This window comes from Kluyvera sp. 1366 (genome assembly GCF_054823405.1).
This window is the reverse complement of sequence record NZ_JBTRDW010000005.1, coordinates 426,289-451,540: the sequence shown is the minus strand read 5'-3', so window position 1 is coordinate 451,540 and position 25,252 is coordinate 426,289. Positions and strand designations below refer to the sequence as shown.

Sequence of the window (25,252 nt, the reverse complement as noted above, 5' to 3'; positions counted from 1 at the left end):
TATTTTTGCTGCTACTGAGTGTAGCAGCGCGTGATACAGGCGATTTAACCGCGCTGGCGGTGGGACGCAAAGTCCGATTATGTAAAGTTCTCTTGCGTAAACAGCATAAAGTCCACTCTACCAGGCTGATAGGTGTCGGGAATGTCGCCCTCTTCCAGATGCCGCAGCATCAGCGTTAAGGCGAGCTGAGCATGGCGCAGGGTGTTTTGATCGAGGGTGAGGTTCAGCACGCGATCCTGCAACAGTCGGCGTGTAGTGCTGTACAACTCGTGCGTGACGTACAGCACTTTACCGTCGAGACGATGACGCGCCAGCGCTTCGTGCACCTGTGTGTTGCCAATGCCGGTGTTATACAGCCCGACAATCGGCGGCGAGGCGGCCAGCGTTTTTTCTAACAGGCGGCTAATGCGTTCGCGCTCATCCTGACCGGCAAGAATCTCGCGCAGGCGCAGCCGCGGAAAGCGTTCGGCCAGCACCGCCTGAAAGCCCTCAATGCGCAGGCGGTGGGCTGCGTAATCCGCGCGTCCGCTCATCAACACCACTTCACCCGGCTGCGACAGCATGCTGCCGAGCATCAAACCGGCGGTGCGCCCGGCTTTGTATTGATCGATACCGACGTGGCACAGCCGCGCGGCATCTGGCAGATCGGCGACCAGCGTGATCACCGGCACGCCGCGCGCTTTACAGGCGGCGAGCGCATCGTAGATTAGCGGGTTTTGATGGGCGAAGACGATCAGCGCATCCATCTTTTTACTGCTGGCGGTGATGTGTGCGGCGAGTTTTTCCGGTGCATTTTCCGGGATCAGCGTGCGATGCAGACGCAGGCGGCGATAACCGAGCTGGTCGGCGAGTTTGGCAAAGTCTTGCGCTAATTGCTGAAAGAAGAAGGAGGCGTTGCCGCTGAGCAGCACTTCGATCTGCCACGGATGGCGATGCTCCTCGGGCAGAATGCGTTTTAAACCGGCGTCACGCGCTGCCTGCAGGATTTTTTTGCTCATGGCGGGCGATACGCCACCGCGATCGTTGAGTACCCGGTCAACCGTGGCGACACCGACGCCCAGTTGTTTTGCCAGCTCGGCCAGCGTCACTGCTTTCATGTTGCGTGCATTCCAATAGGGCGGGCCCTCATCCTAACCTTCTCCCGCCAGCGGGAGAAGGGACCGATCGAGCAAGCCGCACCATCCCGTTCCCTCTCCCGGTGGGAGAGGGTTAGGGTGAGGGCATCAGCGCGCACTCAACTATCCCAACAGCTCACGCTCAATCAGCTCGCGGGTTTCCACCGCCTGATACTTCATCTTCTCCGGATAACCGAACAGCGCCGCCGAGATAATCGACTCGCCGCCAACCTTAAAGGTGCGGTTGGCAAAATTCATCTCGCGCAGTGCTTCAAACAGCGCATCGAAATTCACTTCGCCTTCACCGACCGCCACGTGCTGGTGGATGGTGGCATCCACGCCTGGCGGGTTGACGATATAACGGCAGTGCTTGGTGTGGTTCATGGTATCGGCGATCAACATATGCGAAAGATCGTCGCCGGCGTAATGCAGCATGTTCTTCACATCGCCCACACCTTTGTCGTAATAGAAGGTGTGCGGTGCGCTGTAGATGTACTTCACGTTTTCGCTACGGAACGACTTCACAATGTCTGCAGTTTCGTTGCTCTGCTCACAGAAATCCCACGGATGCGCCTGAATTTCGACGCGGATGCCTTCACGTTCGATGATCGGCAGCAGCTCTTCCATCGAACGATAGAACATCTCTTCACAAATTTCTGGCTCGTTGGGATTGCCCGACAGCTCGGTGTTGATCACCTGCACGCCCATTTCGACGGCAATCTCGATCATGCGTTTCCAGTTCTTCACCGCCGCCTGACGACGCAGTTCATCCGGGCCGGACCAGCGATATACGGTAATGAACGAGGAGATCTCCAGCCCGGTGGCATTCAGCGCGTTTTTGTATTCGCGCATGATTTCACGGCTGGCTTTCGGATGTTTATAAAACGGATTGATCTGCGGGTGCGGCGACTGCTCGATGTACTTGTAGCCCCATTCCGCCACCTGATGCACCATGCGCGTGATGCCGAGATCCCTGATTACATCCACATCAAAAGCGATTTTCATTGTTTTCTCCTGAGCGTTAAGCGGTGCGGACTTTGATGATGACCATACTGATCTTTTTACGCGCTTCATCACGTATTCTGATGTGAAACCATCAGCCGGACCGCTTTGAATACGCACATGAATATCAAACATTTATTCTGAATGGTATTAAGATGAAATGAGTTATTTCATTTTTGCGAGAGCGATCAAAATAATGAGAGATTCTCTATCACTCGAAGCCAATTGCTGATGATTTCTGTGCGGGATGATTGGTGATTTACCGCAGGTTAAGGCATTATTTTTGATAATTTATTATCATTTCATTCAGGGAAGTAGCGCATGAGTAAAATCACCATGACCGCGATTGCCGCCGCCGCCGGGGTTGGCGTGGCGACCGTCGATCGCGTGTTAAATCGTCGTGCACCGGTGCGCGCTGCAACGGAGCAGAAGGTGCTGGAAGCCGCTAATCGCCTCGGTTATCGCATCGGCAATGTGCCGCTGCTGAGCGGCACCGCGCCTGCCGCCAGCGTGACGCTGCGCATGGGCTTTATCCTGCTGTCAAAATCCTACTCGTTCTATCATTCCCTCACTGATGCGCTGCGCCAGCATACGCAGCCGTTTCATCCGGCAGGCAGCGAACCGCTTTTTACCTGGCACGACATTGATGATGTGGAAGCGGTGGTGGCCTCGCTGTATGCGCTAGCCGGGCAGGTGGATGCGATTGGCTTAGTCGCGCTGGACCACCCGCTGATTCGCCATGCGATAGAAAACATATCGCGTCAGGGCGTGCGGGTTTATGCGCTGTTTTCCAACTTTTCGCCGTGCGGTCACGCCGGTTATGTCGGTCTGGATAACCAGAAAGCCGGACGCACCGCCGCGTGGATTGCCACGCATCTGTTGCATCAGCCGGGTTCGGTCGGCGTGCTGGTGGGCGACCATCGCTTTATCTGTCAGGAGAGCAATGAGATCAGTTTCCGCTCCTATCTGCGTGAACAGGACAGCGCGCGACGCGTGCTGGAGCCGCTGAAGACCAACGAATCGATTGATGGCGGCTACCGTTCCACGCGTCAGTTACTGGAAGAACATGCCGATTTGGCGCTGATCTTCGCGCCTTGCGGCGGCATTGAGGGTGTGATTCATGCGTTGCGCCAGCATCCGCAGCGTAAGGTGGCGTTGATATGTCACGGTCCGGTGAAAGAGGGCGAGCTGGCGCTGATTGATGGCACCATTACGGTGATGATCCGCAACCGCATCGACGAAATGGCCATGCGTCTGGCGCAGATGGTGCAGCAGCATCATGCGCAGCCGGGCGATCATTTCTCCCAGATCATCCTGCCGTTTGATATCGTCACGCGTGAAAACCTGTAGGCCGCGTCGTTGCTGTGTTTGATATATTTTCTATCATTTTTATGATGCGAAATACTATGATCGCTATCAAAAAATGAATGTTTCATGGTTGTTGATGATGAAATATTTATTTGATACTTGCGCTATCCACTATCGCAAGGAACGATCATGACTATCCATATTGCTAACGCGCCCTGTAGCTGGGGCGTTGATGACCCGAAAAATCCCTTCCTGCCGCCGTGGCAGAAAGTCCTGAGTGAAGCGTCGCAGGCCGGTTATAAAAGCATTGAGCTGGGCCCATGGAGCTATCTGCCGGTTGAGCCTGCCGAACTGCGTCAGCAGCTGGAAGCGCACGACTTGTCGCTGGTGGCGGGCACCATTTTTGATGATTTGGTGAGTGAAGCCAATTTTCCGGCGATGGTTGAGCTGACGCACAACATCTGTCGCAACCTGTCTCTGGTACCGACCGCGACCAAAACCCATGCGGACAACAAACCCGCACCTTATCTGGTGATTATCGACTTCGGTAATCCAGAACGCGCCAAATACGCTGGTCAATCCGCCAAGGCGCCGCGCCTGTCAGCTGAAGCGTGGCAGCGCATGATGCAGCACATCACCACGCTGAGCCAGATTGCCTGGAACGAATACGGCGTGCGTGCGGTGATCCATCCGCATGCCGGTGGCTGCATTGAGTTCGCCGACGAGCTGCAACAGCTGGTGGAAGACATTCCGCATGAAGTCGCTGGTTTGTGCCTCGACACCGGCCATCTGTATTACTCCGGCATGGATCCAATTCCTTACCTCAGCCGCTACTGGGATCGCATCGATTATCTGCACTTCAAAGACGTTAACGATGCGGTATGGCGCGACGTGATTGCGCGCGGCGTCGATTTCTTTGCCGCCTGCGCAGAAGGCGTGATGTGCCCGATTGGCAAAGGGGCAATTGATTATCCGGCGGTGCGCGCCTTCCTGGCGGAGCGCAATTATCAGGGCTGGATCACCGTCGAGCAGGAGCGCGATCCGCGTGATGCCGACACCAGCCTGCGTGACGTCACCGCCAGCCTGCACTATTTGCAATCGGTCGGATTCTGAGGAGAACAACATGATCAACGGCATTAAAGCTCTCGATCGCTCGCTGCGCTGGGGCATGGTTGGCGGTGGCGGCACCAGCCAGATTGGTTACATTCACCGTTCGGCGGCCACGCGTGATAACAACTTCACGTTGCTGGCAGGCGCATTCGATATCAACGCCGAGCGCGGCCGCGCCTTTGGCACTTCGCTAGGTATCGAAGCCGATCGCTGCTACGCAGATTACGAAACCCTGTTTGCGGCAGAAGCGGCGCGCGCCGACGGCATCGAAGCGGTGTCGATCGCCACACCCAATAACACGCACTTCGCCATCTGCCGCGCCGCACTGAATGCGGGTCTCCATGTGGTGTGTGAGAAGCCGCTGTGCTTCACCGCTGCCGAGGCCGATGAGCTGGAACAGCTGTGTGCTGAGAAGAAGAAAATCATCGGTGTGACTTATGGTTACGCCGGACATCAGCTGATTCATCAGGCACGCGAAATGATTGCCGCAGGTTTGCTGGGTGAGATCCGCATCATCAACATGCAGTTCGCGCACGGCTTCCATAACGAAGCGGTTGAATTGCAGAACGAAAGCACCAAGTGGCGCGTCGATCCGCGCTTCGTCGGGCCGAGCTATGTGCTGGGCGATTTGGCGACGCATCCGCTGTTTATCGCCGAAACCATGGTGCCGCATCTGCAGATCAAACGCCTGCTGTGCAGCCGCCAGAGCTTTGTCAAAACCCGCGCGCCGCTGGAGGATAACGCCTTCGTGATGATGGAGTACGACAACGGCGCAGTCGGCACCATGTGGGCATCGGCGGTGAACTGCGGTTCGATGCACGGTCAGAAGGTGCGGGTGATCGGCGAGAAAGCCAGCCTGGAGTGGTGGGATGAGCAGCCGAATCAGCTGCGCTATGAAGTGCAGGGCGAGCCGGTGCAGATTCTCGAGCGCGGCATGGGTTATCTGCATTCGAGTGCGCTGGCTGACGACCGTATTGGCGGCGGACATCCGGAAGGATTGTTTGAAGCCTGGTCCAATCTCTATCGCCGTTTTGCGCTGGCAATGGATGCCACCGATCGTGGCGATCAGGCATTCCTGAAAGACTTCTGGTATCCGGGCGCGCATGCCGGTTTGATGGGCGTGCGATGGGTGGAGCAGTGCGTGAAGTCTGCGGATGCGGGAGCCATATGGATAGCGTGTTGAATGGGCCTTGCTCATGTGCGGAGCAAGAGGGCGTTAATGACTCAATCTTCCGCGGTCGCTTTTAGACCCTCGAAATTGCAGAATTCACTGCCAATTTAAATAAAAGTTAACTCGATTTTTTGAATGATTTTTCACCCCTCTACGCGCTCTTTATCAAGAGCGCAAATTCATTATCCCCAGATTAAATAATCACTAAACGTGCAATTAACGCAACGGAATATAACAGTTTTATTTCTGTAATAGTTAAGCCGCCGTTATAAGAAGCGTATAAATAATAACCACCCTTGCATTGATGGCTTAAGCATCATCTCGCATTTTTTAGCCTTTCCGGCGGCAATTACAGACATATCTTGAGGATACTGAATTTTGTCTCGATCGAACAAAATACTGTCTTAGGTAATTTTTTAGATCTTTAGATCGTTAAAATACAAATGTTAAGTTTTTTATTCTAAAAAAAGATCTTAAAAAAGATCAAAGATCTGTAAATTTACCCTCGCGCTAATTTTTTTAGGGTTATATTTCAAATTGAGCACGAATAATCAAAAAAACTTTCAATAGGTTGAAAGTTGTCATTTACTTAAAGCGGTCGAAGGGCTCCAACATTACTTCGATTAATGTTTTTTTCTGCTATGGAAATGAAAGTTCATTGCTTTAGCAGAGACATTTTTGATGACGATTTTTGAGGCTTAATCATGAAAAGCAAGTTCGCAGTATTGGTTGCAATTACGGCTTCTCTTGGATTTATTGGCACGACAACTGCTGCTGATGGCACGATTAATTTTACGGGTACAATTACCGATAACGCTTGCACGGTAGATACTGGCTCTGCCAACCAAACCGTGAATCTGGGCACCGTTTCGAGCAAAACCTTCACCGGAGCCGGTGTCACCGCGGCACCGACTCGCTTCAACATTAATCTGACAAGTTGTCCTGCTGCGGTAACCTCGGCCAGCGTACGTTTCGATGGCGCAACCTCTGCGGGAAATAACCAAATCCTCGCTCTGAACTCAGGGCAAACTGCCACCAATGTGGGTGTCGCGCTATATGAGCAAGACAGTTCCACTCTCATCCCTATCGCCAGCAAATCGGCTGATCGTCCAATCACGGCAGCCGGCCCTAATGTACTGACCTATATAGCGAAATATTACGCTACGGCCACGCCAGTTACTGCGGGTACAGCAAACTCCACGGCGACCTTCACCATTGCTTACAACTAAGTAGTTTCAGAGCCGCGTCATGCGGCTCTTTCTTTCGTCACGGAGAGAGATGGATGTTTAAAAAAAGTCTTTGGCCATTGGCCATGGCACTTTTGTGCCTGTCGCCTATGGCTCAGTCTGGTGTGCAGATTGGCGGCACACGTCTGGTTTATGACGGTAAAAACAAGCTGGCCGCGATAAGTGTGACTAATCCAGACGATCGTCCCTATTTGATTCAATCCTGGGTTAGCAGTCAGGAAGAGAGTGATACCGCTGATGACACTTTCATCACCACGCCCCCGCTCTTCCGCCTTGAGCCTCATAGCCAGAATTCGGTGCGCGTTATCTACAGTGGTCACACGTTGCCAGACGATCAGGAATCCGTGCACTGGTTGAATATCAAGATTATCCCCACGGTCAATCGTCAGGCCACTAACGATCTCGTTATCACCATTAAAAACAAGATGAAGTTATTTTACCGGCCCGCAGAGTTAAGCGGCGATCCCGCATTGGCTTTTACCAGGCTCAAATTTCGCCAGCGTGAGGGCAAACTCGCCGTGTTTAATCCCACGCCTTACAGCGTTTCGCTCTACGACCTGACCGTAAACGGTTCAACTATGACCAAACCGCCGATGGTGTTGCCTTCACAGGAAATCGTTCTGGGCCAAAAAGTGCATGTTGGCAATCCGGTGAGCTGGCGAGCGATTAATGATTTCGGCGGCATTACAGCAGAACAAACATTAAAAGTGGGCACCGATTAAAGGAGAGGGCCATGTCGATGAGACAAAATATACCTTTAACGCTGAGGCCTGCTTTTCAGCGCACCTTACTTAACATGTTAATACTGGCTGCAATATCCATTAATGATGTGGTTGCAGAGGATTATTTTGATCCTGACACGGTGGAACGACACAGCGGCCAGCGTGCAAATCTGGATCTTTCCACTTTTAGCCACAGTGGAGGCCAGGCGGCGGGCGTTTACAACGCCGACGTTTACCTGAACGACAATTTTGTTGGATCAAAAAGTATACGCTTTGAACCCGGTGCGAAGGGTCTGCAGCCCCTATTAATGAAAGCCGATTTTATGCGGTGGGGCGTGAAAGAGAATGCCACACCCGCTTTCGTGAAAATCTCACCTGCGCAGGAAGTGACGAATATCGCTGCCATCATCCCGCAGGCGCAAACCCGCTTTGATTTAAGCCAGCAACGCTTAAACGTCTCCATTCCACAAGAATATGTACGACATAACGCACAAGGGTATGTTGGCCCAGAGGAGTGGGACGATGGTGTCAACGCGCTATTTATGAATTATGGCTATTCAGGTGCCAATAACTGGAGTGATTATCGTCAGGGAAGTGATAACAACGCGTATCTCAATTTGCGTAGCGGTATCAATCTCGGGGCCTGGCGCGCGCGCAACTACACCACCTATAGCCATAGTCAGGGTAATGATAAGTGGAACAGTATTAATACCTACGTTCAGCGTGACATCAAACCCTGGAAAAGCCAGCTGGTATTGGGAGAGAGCTATACGCCATCAGAGGTATTCGATAGCTTCCCCTTTCGCGGAGCTCAGCTCTACTCAGACGACAATATGCAGCCCGAGAGCTTACGAGGATTCGCACCCGTTGTACGAGGCATTGCGCAGAGCAATGCGCAAGTTACCATTCGTCAGGACGGTAACATCATTTGGCAAGCCTATGTGCCACCCGGACCTTTCGCCATAAACGATCTTTATCCTACCTCTGCCAGTGGCGATCTTGAGGTGGTAATAAAAGAAGCGAATGGCAGCGTCCGACAGTTTGTTCAGCCATTTTCTGCGGTGCCTATCATGCAGCGTGAAGGGCGTTTCAAATATGCTTTCACGGCCGGACAATATCGTTCAACCGGGGGATCGGCAAAAAAGCCGGGCTTTATACAAGGCACAGGTATCTATGGTTTGCCTTATAGCTCAACCGTTTATGGTGGATCAATTCTGTCGGGTGATTACACGTCAGCATCGGTTGGTGTGGGGAAAGGTCTGGGGTTATTGGGTTCGATTTCGCTGGACGGGACATTCGCCAATGCCCGTTTAATGGAAGAAACTCATCGCGGTGGCTCATTTCGTTTTCAATATGCAAAAGATGTCGCAATGAGCGGCACCACTTTTACTCTGGCAGGCTACCGTTATTCCACCTCTGGTTATTACGATTTTAATGAAGCCAATGGCTATTACGCGAATACACTGCCGCCGGGTTTCCGGGGTAATCCCAACAACCGCAATGAAGTTGAACAAGCCCGACGCGAATGGCGAAACTGGCGTTATAGCCATAACAGACGCAGTAAATCCCAACTCAACGTTAATCAATCGTTGGGTGATTATGGCAGTCTTTTTCTCTCCGCTTACCAGCAACAATATTGGGGCGTGACAGAAAAGGAGCGCAGTTTGACGCTGGGCTATAACACCAGCTTCAACGCCATCAATTACTCCTTTAACTACAGCTATTCACAGACGCCGTTCTACACCAAACACGATCAAATTTTTTCGCTGGCGGTGCAGATTCCCTTTGACCGATTTTTACCCAAAAGCTGGCTGAACTTCTCGGGCAGCACCGACAATCGCGATAAAACCACTGGCGCGGTGGGGTTGTCAGGCACTGCACTGGCAGACAATAACCTGAGCTATAGCGTGCAACAGGGTTACACCAATCAAGGGGTTGGCGCCAATGGCAATGCGTCAGTCAACTATAAAGCACGCTTTGGCGAATACCAGGCTGGCTATAACTACTCGCGGAATACCCGACAACTGAATTACGGCGCAACGGGCGGCATTGTGGTGCATCCCTATGGTGTGACTCTGAGCCAGCCGTTAGGTGACACCATGGCGTTAGTGCGCGCTGAAGACGCGGAGGCAGTTCGCGTGCTCAACCAAACCGGCGTGCTGACTGATGGCAGAGGTTATGCCGTCGTACCCAACGTAACACCTTATCGCCGCACCTCGCTTTCGCTTGATGCCAATTCGCTCGGCGATAACGTCGATCTGCTGAGTGACAGCCAAACAGTGGTGCCTACGCAGGGGGCCGTAGCATTAGCCAATTATCCCACGGTATCGGGGGCAAAAATGGTCGTTACCTTGCGTGGGCGTCAAGTGCCGTTCGGCGCACGTGCCAGCGTTGCCAACGGCGAAACCCTTTCGCATGGCATCGTTGATGACAAACAACATGTTTACCTCAGCGGCGTGCCCGCAGCGGGCGTGGTTAAGGTGAACTGGAAGGGCGGCGAATGTCAGGCTCCGTTTACGTTAGGAAAGGCTCAGTTTGGTGTCAATTCTGTGACGGCACAATGCCGCTAAAGGAAGCATTTATGCGTTTATTTCTTTTATTACCGAGCATATTTTTTATTGGGTTGTACGTTAACTTTGCGCAGGCTTATACCTGTACCACCACCACAGCCGCGACGACAATTTCTCCTCCTGCGATAGTGATTCAACGCGATTTACCGGTGGGATCGTTGATTGGCAGCCAGATCACCTCGGGTGCGGTGAACACGTTTAACTGTACTAACACGGCCCCCGCGTTGACTTATCAAAGTGTGGGCGTAAAAGGCACCGGTAACTATGTCACGACCATTGGAGGCAGACGGATTTACAGCACCAATATTGCAGGGATTGGCTTTGCTATCGGTGGCATCTCAGTGAACAACTGCAATAACTTTAGTGGCTGGGTTGATGGAACCAGTACGGGAGATGGTAATGCGAACAATAGGTTGCTGTGTTCGGTCAATGGCTTAATAGCGGGACAACCTCTGCGCGAGCAAGCGTTGCTACAGTTCTATAAAACCGGACCAACCGGATCGGGGATGGTCACCGCGCAGCAGGCAGGATCGTTTATTTTGCACAACAACCAGGCGTTCTGGCATTCACCGGAATCGACTATTCTTATGAATGGTTTTAGTGTCACAACGCTGGCGTGTTCAGTCAGTAATACTGCCATCGCCGTGAATATGGGCAATGTGGATAAGCGTGCGTTCAGTGGGACGGGCAGTTCACCCGATGCCAGCTTTACGCGTAATTTTACCCTTCCGCTTAACTGTAATGCCGGCACCCGCATCAATGTGAAGATTGATGGAAATGCCCAAAACTCCGCCAATGGGGTATTAAATCTGACATCAGGTGCCAATACGGCAAGTGGAGTGGGCGTGCAGCTTCTGTTTAACAATGCGCCTGTGCAACTGGGCGCTAATATTGTTGCCGGAACTTCGGCCAGCGCGGGGAATTATAATATTCCGCTTCAGGCGCGTTATTACCAAACGACCGCAACCATTACACCTGGCACAGCTAACAGTTCCGCGACTTTCACTCTGACCTATCAATAAATAATTTTCCCCCTGGCGGGGGAAAATTGTCAGTGATGACTCACCGATAGATCACTTCAACAGCTTTAATATGACCCGATGATTGCACGCTGACATTGCCGAGTTGAAACGGCAGCGTCTGCTGTTGCTTATTGAATCTAATCTGACGCACTTTATCGACACCATTCTGGCTACATTGCACTGCGGCATGCTGGCTATTGGTCGTCGTCGTACAGGCAGGCTCAACTATCGCACCGGTAAAAGAAACGGTACCGCCCTCAGCCAGAACGGCTTGGGCAAATAGCAAACCAGAAAATAATACGAATGCTGTTTTCATCGGTCTTCTCCTGGTGGTGGCATAAAGAAGAACGACAAGTTAGGACCAAACTTTAATTAAAAATGGCGATAGTGAAAAAATATCCCCCTTAATGCGATCGCAGGTCGCTTAGAAAGCGCTGCGCGCGCGGGTGCTGCGGCTGGGTGAAGAACTGTTCTGGTTGTGATTTCTCCAGAATCTGTCCCTGGTCCATAAACCAGATGGTATCCGCCACCTCACGGGCAAAGTTCATTTCGTGGGTCACGCACATCATCGTCATCCCTTCCTGCGCCAGACCGCGCATCACCGACAATACTTCGCCGACCATCTCCGGATCGAGCGCCGAGGTCGGTTCATCGAACAGCATCACCGGCGGCTTCATCGCCAGCGCGCGGGCAATCGCCACGCGCTGCTGCTGGCCGCCGGAAAGCTGCGCCGGATAAGCATCGGCTTTATGCGCTAAGCCCACGCGCTCCAGCAATTCACCCGCCTGACGACGCGCTTCGCTGCGCTTTACGCCCAGTACTTTCATCGGCGACATCATGATGTTCTCGGCCACCGTCACATGCGGGAACAGGTTGAAGCTCTGAAACACAAAGCCGATGCGCGTGCGCAGCTGATTGAGGCGCGTGCTGCTGCCGTGAATATCGGTGCCATCAAACACAATCTGGCCGTCATCGATCGGTTCTAAACGGTTAACGGTGCGGATCAGCGTCGATTTGCCCGAGCCGGAAGGGCCGCACACTACCACCACTTCGCCGGGATTAATCTCGGCGCTCAGGTTGGTCAGCGCCTGATACGCGCCGTACCATTTATTAACCTGATTAAACATGATCATCGGTCCCATGCGGTTTCCTTATTGCGAGGAGGTTTTAGTCAGCATCACCGCGGGCGCCACGCTGGGCGTTGGCTGCGGTGCTTGACGACGTTTCTGCGCAATGTGCGCTTCGAGTTTATTGGCCAGCCAGGTGAGGCTGAAGCAGATGAGGTAATAGCTCAGCGCCACAATGGCGAACACCTGAAACGGTTTGGTCAGCAGCTGATTGCTAACCTGATTGGCGGCAAAGGTCAGCTCCGGCACGTTAATCACGTAACCCAGCGTACTGTCTTTGATGATCGACACCAGCTGGCTGACCAGGCTGGGCAAGGTGTTGAACAGCGCTTGAGGCAGGATCACCAGACGCAAAGTTTTCAGGTGGCTCATGCCGAGCGCGCGTGAGGCTTCGTATTGGCCGTGCGGCAGCGCCTGAATGCCACCGCGCACGATCTCGGCGATATAGGCACTCTCATAAATCACCAGCGTACACAGCATGGTGGCGAAGCCGCTGATGTTGTGGCCGATCAGCAGCGGCACACAGAAGTAGGTCCAGAACACCACCATCATCAGCGGGATGCCGCGCAGCAGATAAACCCAGCCAGTGGCGGGCCAGCTCAGCCAGCGCCACGGCGACAGACGCGCCAGGCCCAGCAGCACACCAATCGGAAACGCCAGCAGCACCGCCAGCACCGAGATCAGCAGCGTACAGAGCACGCCGCCAATCGGACCGTTCGGGTATTGGCCCATCAACAGCAGCATGCCGTTGTCATGCAAAATGGTGAACATCTCAAACATCGCCATTACCTCGCATAGACGCGCTGGAAGCGGCGGGCCAGCAGTGCGCCAAGGCCCATCAGCAGCAGGGAGAAGAACAGATAGCCCACGGTCGCCACGATGTAAGATTCGAAGGTACGGAACGTTTGGTTCTCAATATCGCGCGTTACATAGGTGAGATCCGCCACACCAATCACCATCGCCAGGCTGGTGTTTTTAAACAGCAGCACCGTGTGGTTGATCATCGCGGGCATCGCATTGCGAATGCCCTGCGGCAGAATCACGCCGTGCATGGCGCGCACATAGCTCATGCCGAGTGCGCGCGCGGCTTCGTTCTGCCCGTCGGGAATGGCGCGCAGGCCGCTGCGGATATCTTCGGAGAAGTACGCCGCCTGACACAGGCCCAGCGCGGTAAGGGAGAACAGGAACTCGGCGTTGTAGTTGTTGATCCACATCTGCAGCGCTTCCGGCAGCAGCGTAGGAATGGCGAAGTACCACATCATCAACTGGATCAGCGTCGGCACATTGCGGTGATAAGAGACATAGGCTTTGACCAGCCCAACCGCGATGCGGTTTTCAGTCAGGCGAATTACCACCAGCAGCAGCGCCAGCACCATTGCCAGCAGCCAGGCACCCAATGCCAGTTCAAGGGTGATCACCGTTCCGTCAACGATCATCTGGCCGTATTGGCCGGTTATCACACTGCTGAAATCGAGAGCCATTCTGTTACCTCATCATCGCCTGCTACGCGCTGTGGTCGCCCGGTCGCATGGTGGAAAGACCGCCCGGCACCTGTAATGTCGGGGTGATTTCGATGTTGCCGATATTTACCGCCAGCGGTGCCGCGAGCGCGAAAGCAACGCAGTCGGCGATATCTTTGGCCTGCGGCAATTCAAAGCCATCAATGAAGCGGCGGCGCGCCTCTTCGTGATCGCCTGACACGTTGCCGAAGATATCGGTGGCGACGCGGCCCGGACAGATTTCGGTGATGCGCACGCGCGCGCCATAGCAATCGACGCGTAGCTGGCGCGAAAGGGCATGCACACCGGCTTTGGTGGCGTGATACACCGAGTTACCGTTGAAGTTGTAGATGGCAGCAATCGAGGTGATGTTGAAAACGTGGCCACGATCGCGCGCCACCATGCCCGGCACCAGCAAACGGCACAGATGCAGCACCGCGCGCAGATTGACGTCTACCTGGGTTTCAATCACGTTCTCATCGGCATCGAGGATCGAGCCCGGATGCGACAGGCCAGCGTTATTCACCAGAATGTCGATTTCGAGATCCTGGCACAGCGCGGTCAGCGCCTTTATGTCACTGACATCCACCGCGTGCGGAATACAGCCGGTACGATCGGCCAGCGCTGCCAGCTGCTCTTTACGGCGCGCCACCGCGTGCACGGTGATGCCCTCCTGGCACAGGCGTTCAACGATCGCTTCGCCCATTCCCGCCGATGCGCCGGTCACCAGCGCGGTTTTGTAATCTGAAAATGGCATCTGCCTCTCCTCGTTATGGCGTCTTTTGACTGTATGCAGTTATGCCGCAAGGGCATAAGACATAAAAATTTTGAGGCAATAAGCGCCCCTTATAACCCCGCAGGGCTGCCATTCATGGCGACTGAAACATCAACACGTCCTCGCCATACTCCACCGCAGACAAATGCTCTGCCGCGAACGACTGCACCGTGCCGCTATCCGGGCTGATCACCGGCACATACAGCGGGCCAACCTGCACCAGCGCCACCACCGCACCGGCCTCGATGTGCTGGCCGGGCGCGACAAAATCCTGCGGACTATGCGGATGGCGGCGCAGCAGCGTGCCGGGCATCGGTGCGCCGATGCGTTGCGTGATGGAGGGGATTTCAGCGGCGGGAAGCGTGACAGGCGCGGGCGTGGCTGGCGTGGCGGCGAAGGTCAACCGCACTGACCAGTGCTTGCCATCGAGCGCCAGGCTGTTCAGCCCGGAGGATTGCATCTTGCGCGCCAGCGCACGCAGCGTCGGCAGCGGTATTGCGGTTTTATCCATGGAATTCCCGTCAAAGCGAAACACGCCCGCCTGAGCGGGCAAAATCGTAATCTAGCGCGTTCGCAATACGGGCAGTAAGAGGGTTTCGCTTTGCGGCAATAAGCGGGACTTATCCCACCAACGTCAAAGGATGATTCTCAACGTTGCGGCGCGACATCAGCGACAGCAGGATCGATTTCACCGCTTCGGCCGGCTGTGACAGCGGCAAGTGATCCGACATGCAGAATGACAGCGACACCTGTACATCCGGATCGACGATCTTCGCCATCCACGCATCGCCGCTTTTCAACATCGCGCGCGCGGCGGATTCCGGCATGATGGTGGTGCCGAGACCGGCGCTCAGGGCGGCATTCAGCGTGGTTTGCGACTCGATCTCGCATTTCACGCGGTACTGCAGATTGTTATGTACGAAGGCATCGTCGAGCACTTTGCGCATGATGTTGTAGACGCGCGGCAGGAACAGATCGTATTGCGCCACCTGCGCCAGCGGGATCTCTTTCACCGGTTGCGCGAGGCTGAACGGACAGACGAAGTAGAGATCCTCTTTCATCAGCGGCATAAAGCGCAGACCGTGAATGGTGCGGTGATCGTAAATTACCGCCATATCCATGCGACCATTCATGATCAGTTCGCTTAGCGTGGTGCCGAAGTTCTCATTGAAATAGAGCACGATGCCGGGATGCTGCTGCTGCACTTCCATCATCAGCGGTAATGCGAGGTTTTGTGCCGCGGTGCCCGGCGCTAAGCCCACTGAGACGCTGCCGCTTAGTGACGCGCCGACCAGCTCAATGGCGCTTTGTGCCTGCTCGCACTGGCGTAAAATCGCCTGCGCGTGGGAATAGAGCGTTTTCCCGGCTTCGGTCGGCGTCACGCCGCGCTTGGTACGAATGAGCAGTTGCTGATTCACTTCCCCTTCCAGCGTAGCCAGCTGCTGGCTCAGCGCGGGCTGGGCAATATGCAAAATATCGGCGGCCTGGGTCAGGCTGCCCACATCAACAATTTTAACAAAGTACTTCAGGCGACGAAGATTCATGAACGCTTCCTCCAACAGAACGCATAGCGGGTATCAAGCAAAGTTGATGCCAAATAGGCTTTCGCGAATGAACTCAGACAGGAGGGTAGAGCCACAGTGCCTCCTACGGCAGGTGCTGAGTTGGACAGTTGCCGAGACGGCGAGGGTAAAACAGCGACCTTTGCACTGGTATGGTGCGATTCACTCATTAGATTTGGCGATGATGGGAGTGAGTAAACCGGCGTTGCGCGCTGTTAACCGGCACTCAAAGTAACACTCTATTAACATTGCGTCAGGCGCTGGCGCGTGACCTGCCGCGCATTTCCACATCAGGCTCGCCACCTTTATGGCGAAAGTGTGCGGTCGGTTCAGTCATCGCTTTGTGTTATATCACCACAACAAAGCACTATTAACCGCCGCTTCGGGCAAAAACCTATCCTCTGATAAACGTCGTGTTTGCAGCTTGCTGCAAACCGTTCATGCTGACACTGAGCCAGGATTAACCCATGCCCGAGATAGCCGATCGATTAAAGAATGTGACCGTTTCTGCCTCCGTTGCCATGACCCAAAAGGCCCGCGATCTCGCGGCGCAGGGCATTGATGTGGTGGCGCTTTCTACCGGTGAACCCGATTTCCCCACGCCACCTCACGCGATTGAAGCCGCTTATGCCGCTGCGCGCGCCGGGGATACGCGTTATCCGCCCACCGACGGCACGCCGGCGCTGCGCAAAGCGATCCAGCTAAAGTTCAAACGCGATAATCAGCTCGATTATGACGTCAGCCAGATCCTCACCGCCGGCGGTGCTAAGCAGATCATTTTTAACGCGATCCTCGCGACCATCAATCCAGGCGATGAAGTGGTGATCCCGACGCCGTCGTGGATCAGCTATGCCGATATCGTCAAATTCGCTGGTGGCGTACCGGTGGCGCTACCCTGCACACAGGAGAACGGCTTCAAACCGCTGCCGGCCGATTTAGACGCCGCCATCACCGATAAAACCAAATGGTTGTTGCTCAACTACCCGAGCAATCCCACCGGTTCGGTGGCGAGCCAAGCGGAGCTGCACGCGCTGGGCGAGGTGCTACTGCGCCATCCGCAGGTGTGGATCATGACCGACGATATCTATGAACACCTGATTTATGACGATGTGCGTTTCTACACGCTGGCGCAGGTTGAGCCGCGCCTGGTTGACCGCGTGCTGACGGTGAACGGCGTGTCGAAAGCCTGGTCCATGACCGGCTGGCGATTGGGGTTCTGCGGCGGCCCGGCGCCGTTGATCAAAGCGATGAGCAACGTGAATACCCAGAACAGCGGCGGTGTTTGCACCTTAACGCAGGCCGCGGCGGTGGCGGTGCTGGAGGGCCCGCAGGATCTGCTGCAGGAGCGCGCGCGCATCTATCGCCAGCGCCGCGATTACGTGCTGGAGCGCCTGACGTCGATTGATGGCCTGCGCTGCCACAAACCGCAGGGCGCATTTTATCTGTTTGTGAATATCGCGGGCTACATCGGTAAAACCAGCGCCGGTGGCCGGCTGATCACCAACGATGCCGATTTTGTGCTGGCGCTGATTGAGGAGCAGCACGTGGTGACGGTGCAGGGCGCGGCGTACGGCATGAGCCCGTTTATCAGGTTGTCGTATGCCACGAGCATGGAGCGGTTAGAGACGGGATGCGATCGCATTGCGGCGTTTTGTGGTGGTTGTGTTTAATGTCCAGGTCGCCAAAAAAGGCGACTTGGTTTTTTACCTGGATTGTATAACCTCCGCCGCCGGGGCGACCTGATGGCCGCTGGCTTCGATTTCGCTGCGCACAATGGTGGCGAGCGCCAGGGAGCCTGGCGTGTCGCTGTGAACCAGAATCGAGCGCGCACGCACCGCAATCTCTTCACCTTCAATCGTCGTCACCGTGCCGTGCTGCAAAAACTGGCGCACGCGGGCGCGCAGCGCGCTTTCCTCGTTGATCACCGCACCGGCAATGCCGCGCGGCACCAGACGGCCTTGCGCGTCATAGGCGCGGTCGGCCAGGAACAGCGTCAGCGTTTTCAGGCCAGCCGCCTGCGCCGCGACTTCAATGATCGTATCGGGCTGGGCGAAGATGATCAGCTCGCTATTGATGCGCGCCACTAACTCCATCACCTGTTGCGCCAGGTCGGCATCGCGGTTGACGATGTTGCCCATCGCGGCGTGGAAACTGAAGTGGGAAACGTGGGTGCCTTCCGCGCGGGCAATCGCCGTCAGCGCGCCGAGTTGATAGGCCACCTGCTGACAAATCTCTTCGGCGCTAAACGGCAGTTCGCGGCGGCCAAAACCCTGGCGATCCGGCAAGCCGGGATGCGCGCCAATGCCCACGCCATGTGCCTTCGCCAGCCGCACCATGTTGGTCATGATCGCCGGATCGCCAGCGTGGAAACCACAGGCGATATTGGCGGATGACACCACTTTCATTAGCGCGGCGTCATCGCACAGCTGGTAAATGCCGAAGCCTTCGCCCATATCGGAATTCACATCAATCTTCATGTCTGGTTTCCTTGTGCGGATTAAACGGTAAGCGCTTTACGCAGTGGCTGGCAGCTGAAGCGCAGACGGCTCAGCCAGCGCGCCACTTCCTGTTCGATGGCGATCGCTTCACGCACATCGCTGTGAATCAGCTGGATCGACTGGCCCGGCAGCACTTGTCCAAGCCGCCACAGATCCTGCTCGATCACGCCAGCGATCTTCGGATAACCGCCGGCGGTATTGGCATCGCTTAGCTGGATGATCGGTTCACCACCCGGCGGCACCTGCACAATGCCGGGGATCAGCCCGTACGATCGCATCTCAATGGTTTCAGAGGGGAAGATCGGATCGCCTGAAAGCCGATAGCCGGTGCGATTGCTTTGATTTGATACCTGCCAGGATTGCTGCCAGAAGCGCGCGGCATCGGCGGCAAACAGCGGGTATTCGCCGGAGGGAATGGCGCGCAGCTGAATGTCTCCGGCGCTGTTGCGGGGAAAAATGGCGTGTAATGCGCTGTCTGGCGGTTCAATGCCGATGCCGCTGTGTGGAAGTGCCGGGCCGCGATTTTCGCCGAGCGCCAGCCGATCGCCACGCTGCAGCGGACGTCCTTCAACGCCGCCGAAGCCACCGCGCAGCGCGGTACTGCGCGAGCCAAGCACCAGCGGCACATCGATGCCGCCAGCAACACACAGATAGCCACGCGCGCCGCTGCGCGGATAACGCAGCTCCAGCACTTGCCCGGCACGCACGCTGCAGCCCCACCACGGCGGCAGCGGCGTGCCATCCAGCGTGGCGCGGCAATCCGCGCCGGTCACCGCGATGCTGCTGTTTTGCAGAAAACGTACGCGGAACGGGAACAGCTGCACTTCAATTGCCGCCGCATTTTCGTCGTTGCCGAGGAGTAAATTACCGGCACGCAGCGCCAGCGGATCCATCGCGCCGCTCACCGACACGCCGATGTGGCGATAGTTGAAGCGACCTAAATCCTGCACCGTGTTGAGCGCACCGCTCTGTTCGATCTCAATCACAGCTCAATCCTCTGCGGCAGAAAACGGATGCGATCGCCCGGTGCCATCAGCGCGGGCGATGCGGCCAGCGGGTCAAACACCACCAGCTCGGCAAAACCAATCGCATTCCAGCCGTTCGGGCCGGTCAGCGCCGAAACGCCCGCCTGCGCGCCACCGATGGTGACGGTGCCTTTCAACATGCTGAGCGACGGCACTTTCTTGCGCGGTGTCGCCAGCAGCGGATCCAAGCCGTGCAGATAGCCGAAGCCCGGCGCGCTGCCCAATGCAAACACCGTGTATTCGCTTTGATGGTGCAGACGCACCACCTCGCGTGGGCTCAAACCGGTATGGCGGCACACCGCCTCGAGATCGGTGGCGTGTTCACCGCCGTAATGCACCGGAATTTCAATCAGTTTGCCCTGCGGACTGATCGCCTGCGCCTGATCCCATGCGGCATGCAGCTGCATACGCACGGCGATTTCATCAGCTGGAATATGGCGGAACAGTACCAGCAGATTGGTGACGCCGGGAATCAGCGCTTCAATCGCTTCATCGGCATGCAGCAGGCGCGCCAGCGACCAGATGCGGCGCTGCGCCGGGAGATCGAAACCGCCTGGCGCTTCCACCAGCCACGCGCGTGCGCCGATGGTGGAGAGCTTGATAGCAGAGGAGCAAGCCAGCGCGGGAACGCTGGCAGGCTGGAGAGCAGAGTGCGACGTCACGGGCATGGTTATTCCAGCGGTTCAAATTTCAGACTGGAGAGCGGCTGTACGCGCTCTTCGCGCACCATTTTGTATTCGGTGTTGGGCCCAATCCACGTATCCCAGATTTTGTCGATGGTGCCGTCATCGTCCATCGCCTTCAGGCTGCTGTTGACGCTGGCCAGCAACGCCGGTTCATCACGCTTCATGCCGACACCAATCGGCTCCAGCGCCATCGGTTCTTTGATCATCGCCAGATTGATGCCGTCTTTTTTTGCCTGCGAAATGGTTTTGATGCCGGTCATGGTGTTGGTGACGAAGCCCACCGATTTGTTCTGCTCCAGCGCGAGGAACGCGGAGGCTGAATCCTGGAAGGTCACCGCTTTGCCGCCTTTGATATGGATTGATTGCTCAGAAGTGGTGCCTTTGGTGGCGCTGATGCGTTTGCCCTTGAAATAGCTCAGCGGCTTGTCGGCCAGCGGTGCTTTGACCAGCAGCATCTCCTTGGCGACGTAATAGGGATCGCTGAATTGAATCTGGTTGCCGCGGGTTTTGGTGTAGGCCAGATTGGCGATCAGTACGTCGGCGCGGCCGGTAGCAATCACCGCAATACGCGCTTCCACCGAGGTGGGCACCAGCGTCAGTTTGACGTTCATCTGCTTCGCCAGCGCGTTACATAGATCGATATCCATGCCCGCCAGCTGACGTGTTTTCGGATCCGGAGAAGAGAAGGGCGGCACGTCCGAATAGACCGCGCACTTTAACTCGCCGCTGGATTTGATGTTGGCCATCATGTCGGCATGAGCAGCCGAAATAGCCAGCAGCGGCAGCAGTGCCAGCCCGATGGTGGTAAATCTTTTCATGGTCATGTGAACTTCCTCAATGATGAATACCACGGCGTCACCGGGACGGAGCGCCTGCGTTCTCGTTTTTCTGGACTATATCGGCTTTGTTTTCAGACGAAAAAGAGGGAAACCCTGTCGTGCAATAGCAAAAAAATATGGCTAAGCGGAGCATAAGTTCTTTCTATTCGGGCAGAGCAAAAAAGTGTTATCCAGCGCACACTTTTCTCGCCAGGCTGATTGCAAGTCCTCTCGGCAGTCCCGCCGATTGCATGTGGTAGAGAGAAGTGAAAAAGCATGAATGCCCGATTAGGCGTGTTACTGAAGATACTGGCCGCGCTGTGCGCCACCTTGATGCTGGCGTGTGTGAAGGGGCTGAACGGCACCCTTCCCACCGGCGAAGTGATTTTTTTCCGCAGTTTTATCGCGCTGTTGCCGCTGCTGATTTGGTTGAAAATGCAGGGCGACGTGCTGGAAAATCTCAAGACGCGTAACCTATCTGGTCACTTTATTCGTGGCTTCTCCGGCACCGGCGGCATGTATTTTAACTATCTGGCGCTGGTCTATATTTCGCTGGCCGATGCCACCGCGCTGAGCTATGCGGCGCCGCTGTTTACCGTAATCCTGGCGGCGATGCTGCTGAAAGAGCGGGTGCGGGTTTCACGCTGGGTCGCCGTGGTGGTGGGATTATCCGGCATTTTGATCATGCTCTCTTCCAGCCTGAGCACCAGCGGCGCGCTGTTTTCCCATGGGGCCAGCAACGCGACGACGAGTATTGGTGTGGCATGTGCGTTGCTGGCGGCGCTGTGCTCCGCGACTTCTAACGTGCAAATTCGCTTCCTCAACGGCATCGAGAAGCCGGGCGCGATCGTGTTCTATTTCTCACTGATGACTACCGTAATTGGCCTGGCGACGGCGCTGTTTGGCTGGAGCAAACCCAGCGCGTTACAGCTGCTGTTGCTGGTGGGCTGCGGCCTGTTTGGGGGGCTGGCGCAGATTCTGGTGACGCTGAGCCTGCGTTACGCCGATGCGTCACTGCTGGCACCGTTCGATTACACCACGCTGGTGTGGTCGATGCTGATTGGTTATCTGTTCCTGAACAGCCTGCCGGGCAGCACCACCTTGCTGGGCGCATCGATTGTAGCGCTGGCCGGGATATTTGCGGTGTGGCGTGAGAATCGCCAGCGCAAACTGGCGATGGTGAGCAGTACGCCTTAGCGTTGCGCAATAATTTGCGCTGCGACAAATAGGTGTACGCATCCGTAGCGGCGCGATTTATCGCGCAATGAATTGCGCCGCTACACATAGGTGCACGCATCGGTAGCGGCGCGATTTATCGCGCGGTTTTGTTTCTAACGAAACACATCATCAATGATTTCAACCTGCTTGGTGCGCAGCGTCTCATCCAGCCAGCTGCGTTCGAGTGAGCCGGTTTTCGCCAGCTCGAAGTTGTGTTCATCAACGATTAAATACGCCTGCGCCGCTTCGAGAATGCGTGCGGCATCCTGGCGAGGAATCACAATCACACCATCCGCATCGCCCAGCACGATATCGCCCGGTGAAACGTGAATTTTACCGCAGGCAATTGGCACGTTGATCTCGCCCGGACCATCCTTGAACGGGCCGCCCGGCGTGTGACCGGCGGCGTAGATGGGGAAGTCCATGCGTGACAACCCTTCGATATCGCGGACCGGTCCGTCCAGCACAATGCCTTCCATACCGCGCTGTCTGGCATAGGTCGCCATCACTTCGCCCATCAGCGACTGGCTGCGATCGCCCTCGTTCGACAGAATAATCACATCGTTTCGGCCCGCCATATCCAGCGCTTTGTGCAGCATCAGGTTGTCACCGGAACGCGCTTTAACCGTCACCGCAAGGCCGCACATGATCGGTTGGCGCGGCGCGGTTTTCAGGCTGATCTCGGCCGACAAGGCGGGCAAACGGCTCATGCAATCCGCCACCACCGCAGCCGGTAACCGGCGAAAAGCTTCCAACAGCGGTTCGGCATCGGCGGGACGACGTAAATAGATTCGGTTTCCTGCGCTCATGGTTATTTTCCTGTAGGGAGTGATTTAATTAATCGCGTTGTGTTCCTGGGTAAATAATTAAATGTAAAAGTAAGGATTTTTATTTTTGTTTTTGATGAGTCATTACTTCATTGAATAGGGTGTTTAGCTAACAAGCTGAATCATCGGATGATTACTGGCACGTGATTAAGCTTACGCGATTACGCAGATGTTACGCAGGGGATGTTACGACTAACCGAGACAGGATCACGAATTACTATTTCGGATGAATTTAACTAACTGATAATTAATTTTATTGGATTTTATTATGGGGAGATAAATTAAAAGTATTAGCTGAGTCTTTAATTTATTTTCAGAAGCGTCTATCAAATCTAAGACGTTAAGTACATCGGCAAGCAGAAATCATGATGAAAATCATCTCTCAAAATATAACTTCCAGTTTATATGGTGTCGATATAAACTACAGTTTATGAGAGGCAATTTTGAACAGTTGGGAAGTCGAAATTACTTTGCTCTTTGCAGCATGGCTGCAAGAACAAGATGATGAAATGGTTGAAGATGTGTTGTCGAGCCTCGAAGTTCTGAAAGTGTTTGGCCCAATGTTGGGGCGACCGGATGTCGATACGGTCACCGGTTCTCGTTTTGCCAACATGAAGGAACTTCGCGTCCAAAGTAATGGAAGGCCGATTCGCGCATTTTTCGCGTTTGATCCCGCAAGGAAAGCTATCGTGCTGTGTGCGGGGGATAAAACTGGAGTGAATCAGAAGCGTTTCTACCAATCGATGATCAAACTAGCCGATAAAGAGTACATGCAGCATCTGGAGGAATTAACCAATGCCAAAACTTGAAGAGCTGATCGCACAGCGTTCTCCTGAGTCCCAAGAGCGCATTAAAAATAAGGCAGACCAAAAAATTCTGGAGATCCGCCTGCGTCAGTTGCGTGAGGAGCTGGAACTTTCACAGGTGCAGCTGGCTGAAAAGATGGGTATCTCGCAACCTGCTATCGCAGCGATTGAGGCGCGAGGTGACGAGATAAAACTTTCCAGCCTGAAAAAATATGTAGAAGCGTTAGGCGGTAAGTTGAGTCTGAATGTTGAACTTCCCACCGGAGATGGTCGGATATTTCAGATCTGATGTGGGGGAAGATGTCGGTGAGAAACTGGCATCTTTTTCAAAACGCAGAAAAGCAAAAACCCAGCCATAAGCTGGGTTTTCAGAATGTTGGTGCCCGGACGCGGAATCGAACCACGGACACGGGGATTTTCAATCCCCTGCTCTACCGACTGAGCTATCCGGGCAACGGGGCGCATTAAACCCTAATGGCTTACAGCCGTCAACGGCTTTCGTCAAAAAAGCGGTGCAATCGTGATTGATTGCTTGCTTTTCAGACAAGGTGAACAAAAAGGCTACGCCAGCGCACCATTTTTACGGCACAGCGCGATACCAAGTACATCTTCCGCCAGACGGCGCGCCGTCGCGACATCCTGTACGTTGCGTTTCACCAGCAGTTTGCTCAGGCAACCTTCCAGAATCAGCTCCATCTGATCGGCCACCATGCTGGGATTATCCAGCGCTAAATCGACCAGAATTTCATGGGTGAATTGCCAGGAACTGCGCTTTTGCTGTTCGGCTAGCTGATGCACCGGCTGATCGGGTTGCGGATAGAAACTGCAGGCGGCGATAAACAGGCAGCCGGGAAAACGACCTTTGCTGACGTGCTCACTCAGCACTTCGTAGCGGGCTAACAGCTTTTGTTCGGCGCTGAGGTGTTCATCAAGCTGCACCTGACGACGCCAGCTGTCAATCTGCTGGCCGTGATAGCGCAGCGCGTCATACAGCAAGGCATCACGATCAGGCCAGAAACGCGTGAGTTGTTCGGCTTCAAGACCGGTTGCACCAGCCAGCTGAGTTAGGGAAGTGGTGGCGGCCAGGCCACTTTGTTCGAGCACATTCAACGCATGCTCGAGTATTTGTTCACGTTGCAAGTGA

At 55.0% G+C, this 25,252-nt stretch carries 26 protein-coding genes and 1 tRNA gene; 11 read left to right on the top strand and 16 right to left on the bottom strand.

What is annotated here, in order from left to right:
• Positions 1-77: 77 nt before the first annotated feature.
• On the bottom strand, positions 78-1,097 hold the full coding sequence (locus ACVLVH_RS13905; protein ID WP_280172379.1) for a LacI family DNA-binding transcriptional regulator: 1,020 nt from the start codon (positions 1,095-1,097) through the stop codon (positions 78-80).
• A 141-nt stretch (positions 1,098-1,238) separates the two neighbouring features.
• Positions 1,239-2,120, bottom strand: coding sequence for a sugar phosphate isomerase/epimerase family protein (locus ACVLVH_RS13900; RefSeq protein WP_007888450.1), 882 nt, complete (start codon positions 2,118-2,120; stop codon positions 1,239-1,241).
• 318 nt (positions 2,121-2,438) lie between these two features.
• Between ACVLVH_RS13900 and ACVLVH_RS13895 the strand changes: the two genes are divergently transcribed.
• The 7 genes from ACVLVH_RS13895 to ACVLVH_RS13865 all read left to right on the top strand — a co-directional run bounded on the left by ACVLVH_RS13895 (position 2,439) and on the right by ACVLVH_RS13865 (position 11,267).
• The gene (locus ACVLVH_RS13895; RefSeq protein WP_192412597.1) at positions 2,439-3,467 is read left to right on the top strand and encodes a LacI family DNA-binding transcriptional regulator; all 1,029 of its coding nucleotides are present in this window, start codon (positions 2,439-2,441) and stop codon (positions 3,465-3,467) included.
• A gap of 147 nt (positions 3,468-3,614) precedes the next feature.
• Positions 3,615-4,538: a TIM barrel protein gene (locus tag ACVLVH_RS13890; RefSeq protein ID WP_110868105.1), complete on the top strand. Its 924-nt coding sequence runs from the start codon at positions 3,615-3,617 to the stop codon at positions 4,536-4,538.
• A gap of 10 nt (positions 4,539-4,548) precedes the next feature.
• Entirely contained in the window at positions 4,549-5,718 is a 1,170-nt protein-coding gene (locus ACVLVH_RS13885) for a Gfo/Idh/MocA family protein (RefSeq protein ID WP_498949550.1), read from the top strand.
• 692 nt (positions 5,719-6,410) lie between these two features.
• Entirely contained in the window at positions 6,411-6,935 is a 525-nt protein-coding gene (locus ACVLVH_RS13880) for a fimbrial protein (protein WP_101762319.1), read from the top strand.
• Positions 6,936-6,988: 53 nt separating this feature from the next.
• Entirely contained in the window at positions 6,989-7,675 is a 687-nt protein-coding gene (locus ACVLVH_RS13875; RefSeq protein ID WP_101762318.1) for a fimbrial biogenesis chaperone, read from the top strand.
• Positions 7,676-7,686: 11 nt separating this feature from the next.
• Positions 7,687-10,245 carry a fimbria/pilus outer membrane usher protein gene (locus ACVLVH_RS13870; RefSeq protein WP_280172381.1) on the top strand — a complete coding sequence of 853 codons (2,559 nt, stop codon included), beginning with the start codon at positions 7,687-7,689 and terminating at the stop codon, positions 10,243-10,245.
• Positions 10,246-10,256: 11 nt separating this feature from the next.
• Positions 10,257-11,267, top strand: a complete 1,011-nt coding sequence (locus ACVLVH_RS13865; RefSeq protein ID WP_498949548.1) for a fimbrial protein — start codon at positions 10,257-10,259, stop codon at positions 11,265-11,267.
• Between the two features lie 40 nt (positions 11,268-11,307).
• On the opposite strand, the gene ACVLVH_RS13860 is transcribed toward ACVLVH_RS13865, so the two are convergent.
• The 7 genes from ACVLVH_RS13860 to nac all read right to left on the bottom strand — a co-directional run bounded on the left by ACVLVH_RS13860 (position 11,308) and on the right by nac (position 16,212).
• Positions 11,308-11,583 carry a YmdA family protein gene (locus ACVLVH_RS13860; RefSeq protein WP_101762315.1) on the bottom strand — a complete coding sequence of 92 codons (276 nt, stop codon included), beginning with the start codon at positions 11,581-11,583 and terminating at the stop codon, positions 11,308-11,310.
• A gap of 88 nt (positions 11,584-11,671) precedes the next feature.
• Positions 11,672-12,409 carry an amino acid ABC transporter ATP-binding protein gene (locus ACVLVH_RS13855; RefSeq protein ID WP_101762314.1) on the bottom strand — a complete coding sequence of 246 codons (738 nt, stop codon included), beginning with the start codon at positions 12,407-12,409 and terminating at the stop codon, positions 11,672-11,674.
• A gap of 9 nt (positions 12,410-12,418) precedes the next feature.
• Entirely contained in the window at positions 12,419-13,174 is a 756-nt protein-coding gene (locus ACVLVH_RS13850) for an amino acid ABC transporter permease (RefSeq protein WP_137385021.1), read from the bottom strand.
• A gap of 5 nt (positions 13,175-13,179) precedes the next feature.
• On the bottom strand, positions 13,180-13,875 hold the full coding sequence (locus tag ACVLVH_RS13845; RefSeq protein WP_061718311.1) for an amino acid ABC transporter permease: 696 nt from the start codon (positions 13,873-13,875) through the stop codon (positions 13,180-13,182).
• Positions 13,876-13,897: 22 nt separating this feature from the next.
• Positions 13,898-14,650, bottom strand: coding sequence for an SDR family oxidoreductase (locus tag ACVLVH_RS13840; RefSeq protein ID WP_137385023.1), 753 nt, complete (start codon positions 14,648-14,650; stop codon positions 13,898-13,900).
• Between the two features lie 112 nt (positions 14,651-14,762).
• The gene (locus ACVLVH_RS13835; RefSeq protein ID WP_192412588.1) at positions 14,763-15,179 is read right to left on the bottom strand and encodes an acetyl-CoA carboxylase biotin carboxyl carrier protein; all 417 of its coding nucleotides are present in this window, start codon (positions 15,177-15,179) and stop codon (positions 14,763-14,765) included.
• 109 nt (positions 15,180-15,288) lie between these two features.
• Positions 15,289-16,212, bottom strand: a complete 924-nt coding sequence (gene nac, locus ACVLVH_RS13830; protein ID WP_049851333.1) for a nitrogen assimilation transcriptional regulator NAC — start codon at positions 16,210-16,212, stop codon at positions 15,289-15,291.
• Positions 16,213-16,697: 485 nt separating this feature from the next.
• Here nac and ACVLVH_RS13825 point away from each other — a divergent pair, with 485 nt between their 5' ends.
• Positions 16,698-17,900, top strand: coding sequence for a pyridoxal phosphate-dependent aminotransferase (locus tag ACVLVH_RS13825; RefSeq protein WP_192412586.1), 1,203 nt, complete (start codon positions 16,698-16,700; stop codon positions 17,898-17,900).
• 33 nt (positions 17,901-17,933) lie between these two features.
• On the opposite strand, the gene ACVLVH_RS13820 is transcribed toward ACVLVH_RS13825, so the two are convergent.
• The 4 genes from ACVLVH_RS13820 to ACVLVH_RS13805 are packed head-to-tail and all read right to left on the bottom strand — an operon-like array spanning position 17,934 to position 21,263.
• On the bottom strand, positions 17,934-18,707 hold the full coding sequence (locus tag ACVLVH_RS13820; protein WP_192412584.1) for a 5-oxoprolinase subunit PxpA: 774 nt from the start codon (positions 18,705-18,707) through the stop codon (positions 17,934-17,936).
• Between the two features lie 20 nt (positions 18,708-18,727).
• On the bottom strand, positions 18,728-19,714 hold the full coding sequence (locus ACVLVH_RS13815; protein WP_192412582.1) for a 5-oxoprolinase subunit C family protein: 987 nt from the start codon (positions 19,712-19,714) through the stop codon (positions 18,728-18,730).
• A complete protein-coding gene (gene pxpB / locus ACVLVH_RS13810) occupies positions 19,711-20,421 on the bottom strand; it encodes a 5-oxoprolinase subunit PxpB (RefSeq protein WP_192412580.1) in 711 nt (236 codons plus the stop codon). Before pxpB ends, ACVLVH_RS13815 begins: the two co-directional genes overlap by 4 nt.
• Positions 20,422-20,423: 2 nt before the next feature.
• Positions 20,424-21,263 carry a transporter substrate-binding domain-containing protein gene (locus tag ACVLVH_RS13805; protein ID WP_192412572.1) on the bottom strand — a complete coding sequence of 280 codons (840 nt, stop codon included), beginning with the start codon at positions 21,261-21,263 and terminating at the stop codon, positions 20,424-20,426.
• 270 nt (positions 21,264-21,533) lie between these two features.
• On the opposite strand from ACVLVH_RS13805, the gene ACVLVH_RS13800 reads away from it, so the two are divergent.
• Positions 21,534-22,454, top strand: a complete 921-nt coding sequence (locus ACVLVH_RS13800; RefSeq protein WP_192412570.1) for a DMT family transporter — start codon at positions 21,534-21,536, stop codon at positions 22,452-22,454.
• Positions 22,455-22,588: 134 nt separating this feature from the next.
• On the opposite strand, the gene ACVLVH_RS13795 is transcribed toward ACVLVH_RS13800, so the two are convergent.
• Positions 22,589-23,284, bottom strand: a complete 696-nt coding sequence (locus ACVLVH_RS13795; protein ID WP_101762304.1) for an RraA family protein — start codon at positions 23,282-23,284, stop codon at positions 22,589-22,591.
• 461 nt (positions 23,285-23,745) lie between these two features.
• Between ACVLVH_RS13795 and ACVLVH_RS13790 the strand changes: the two genes are divergently transcribed.
• Both ACVLVH_RS13790 and ACVLVH_RS13785 read left to right on the top strand, forming a co-directional pair.
• On the top strand, positions 23,746-24,111 hold the full coding sequence (locus ACVLVH_RS13790) for a type II toxin-antitoxin system RelE/ParE family toxin (RefSeq protein ID WP_192412568.1): 366 nt from the start codon (positions 23,746-23,748) through the stop codon (positions 24,109-24,111).
• Positions 24,098-24,397, top strand: coding sequence for a helix-turn-helix domain-containing protein (locus ACVLVH_RS13785; RefSeq protein ID WP_176970147.1), 300 nt, complete (start codon positions 24,098-24,100; stop codon positions 24,395-24,397). The genes ACVLVH_RS13790 and ACVLVH_RS13785 overlap by 14 nt, the downstream gene beginning before the upstream one ends.
• Before the next feature lie 88 nt (positions 24,398-24,485).
• Here the strand turns inward: ACVLVH_RS13785 and ACVLVH_RS13780 are convergent.
• Positions 24,486-24,561 (bottom strand) — tRNA-Phe (locus tag ACVLVH_RS13780).
• A gap of 108 nt (positions 24,562-24,669) precedes the next feature.
• Positions 24,670-25,248, bottom strand: coding sequence for a division control transcriptional repressor DicD (dicD, locus tag ACVLVH_RS13775; RefSeq protein WP_101762303.1), 579 nt, complete (start codon positions 25,246-25,248; stop codon positions 24,670-24,672).
• Between the last annotated feature and the right edge of the window lie 4 nt (positions 25,249-25,252).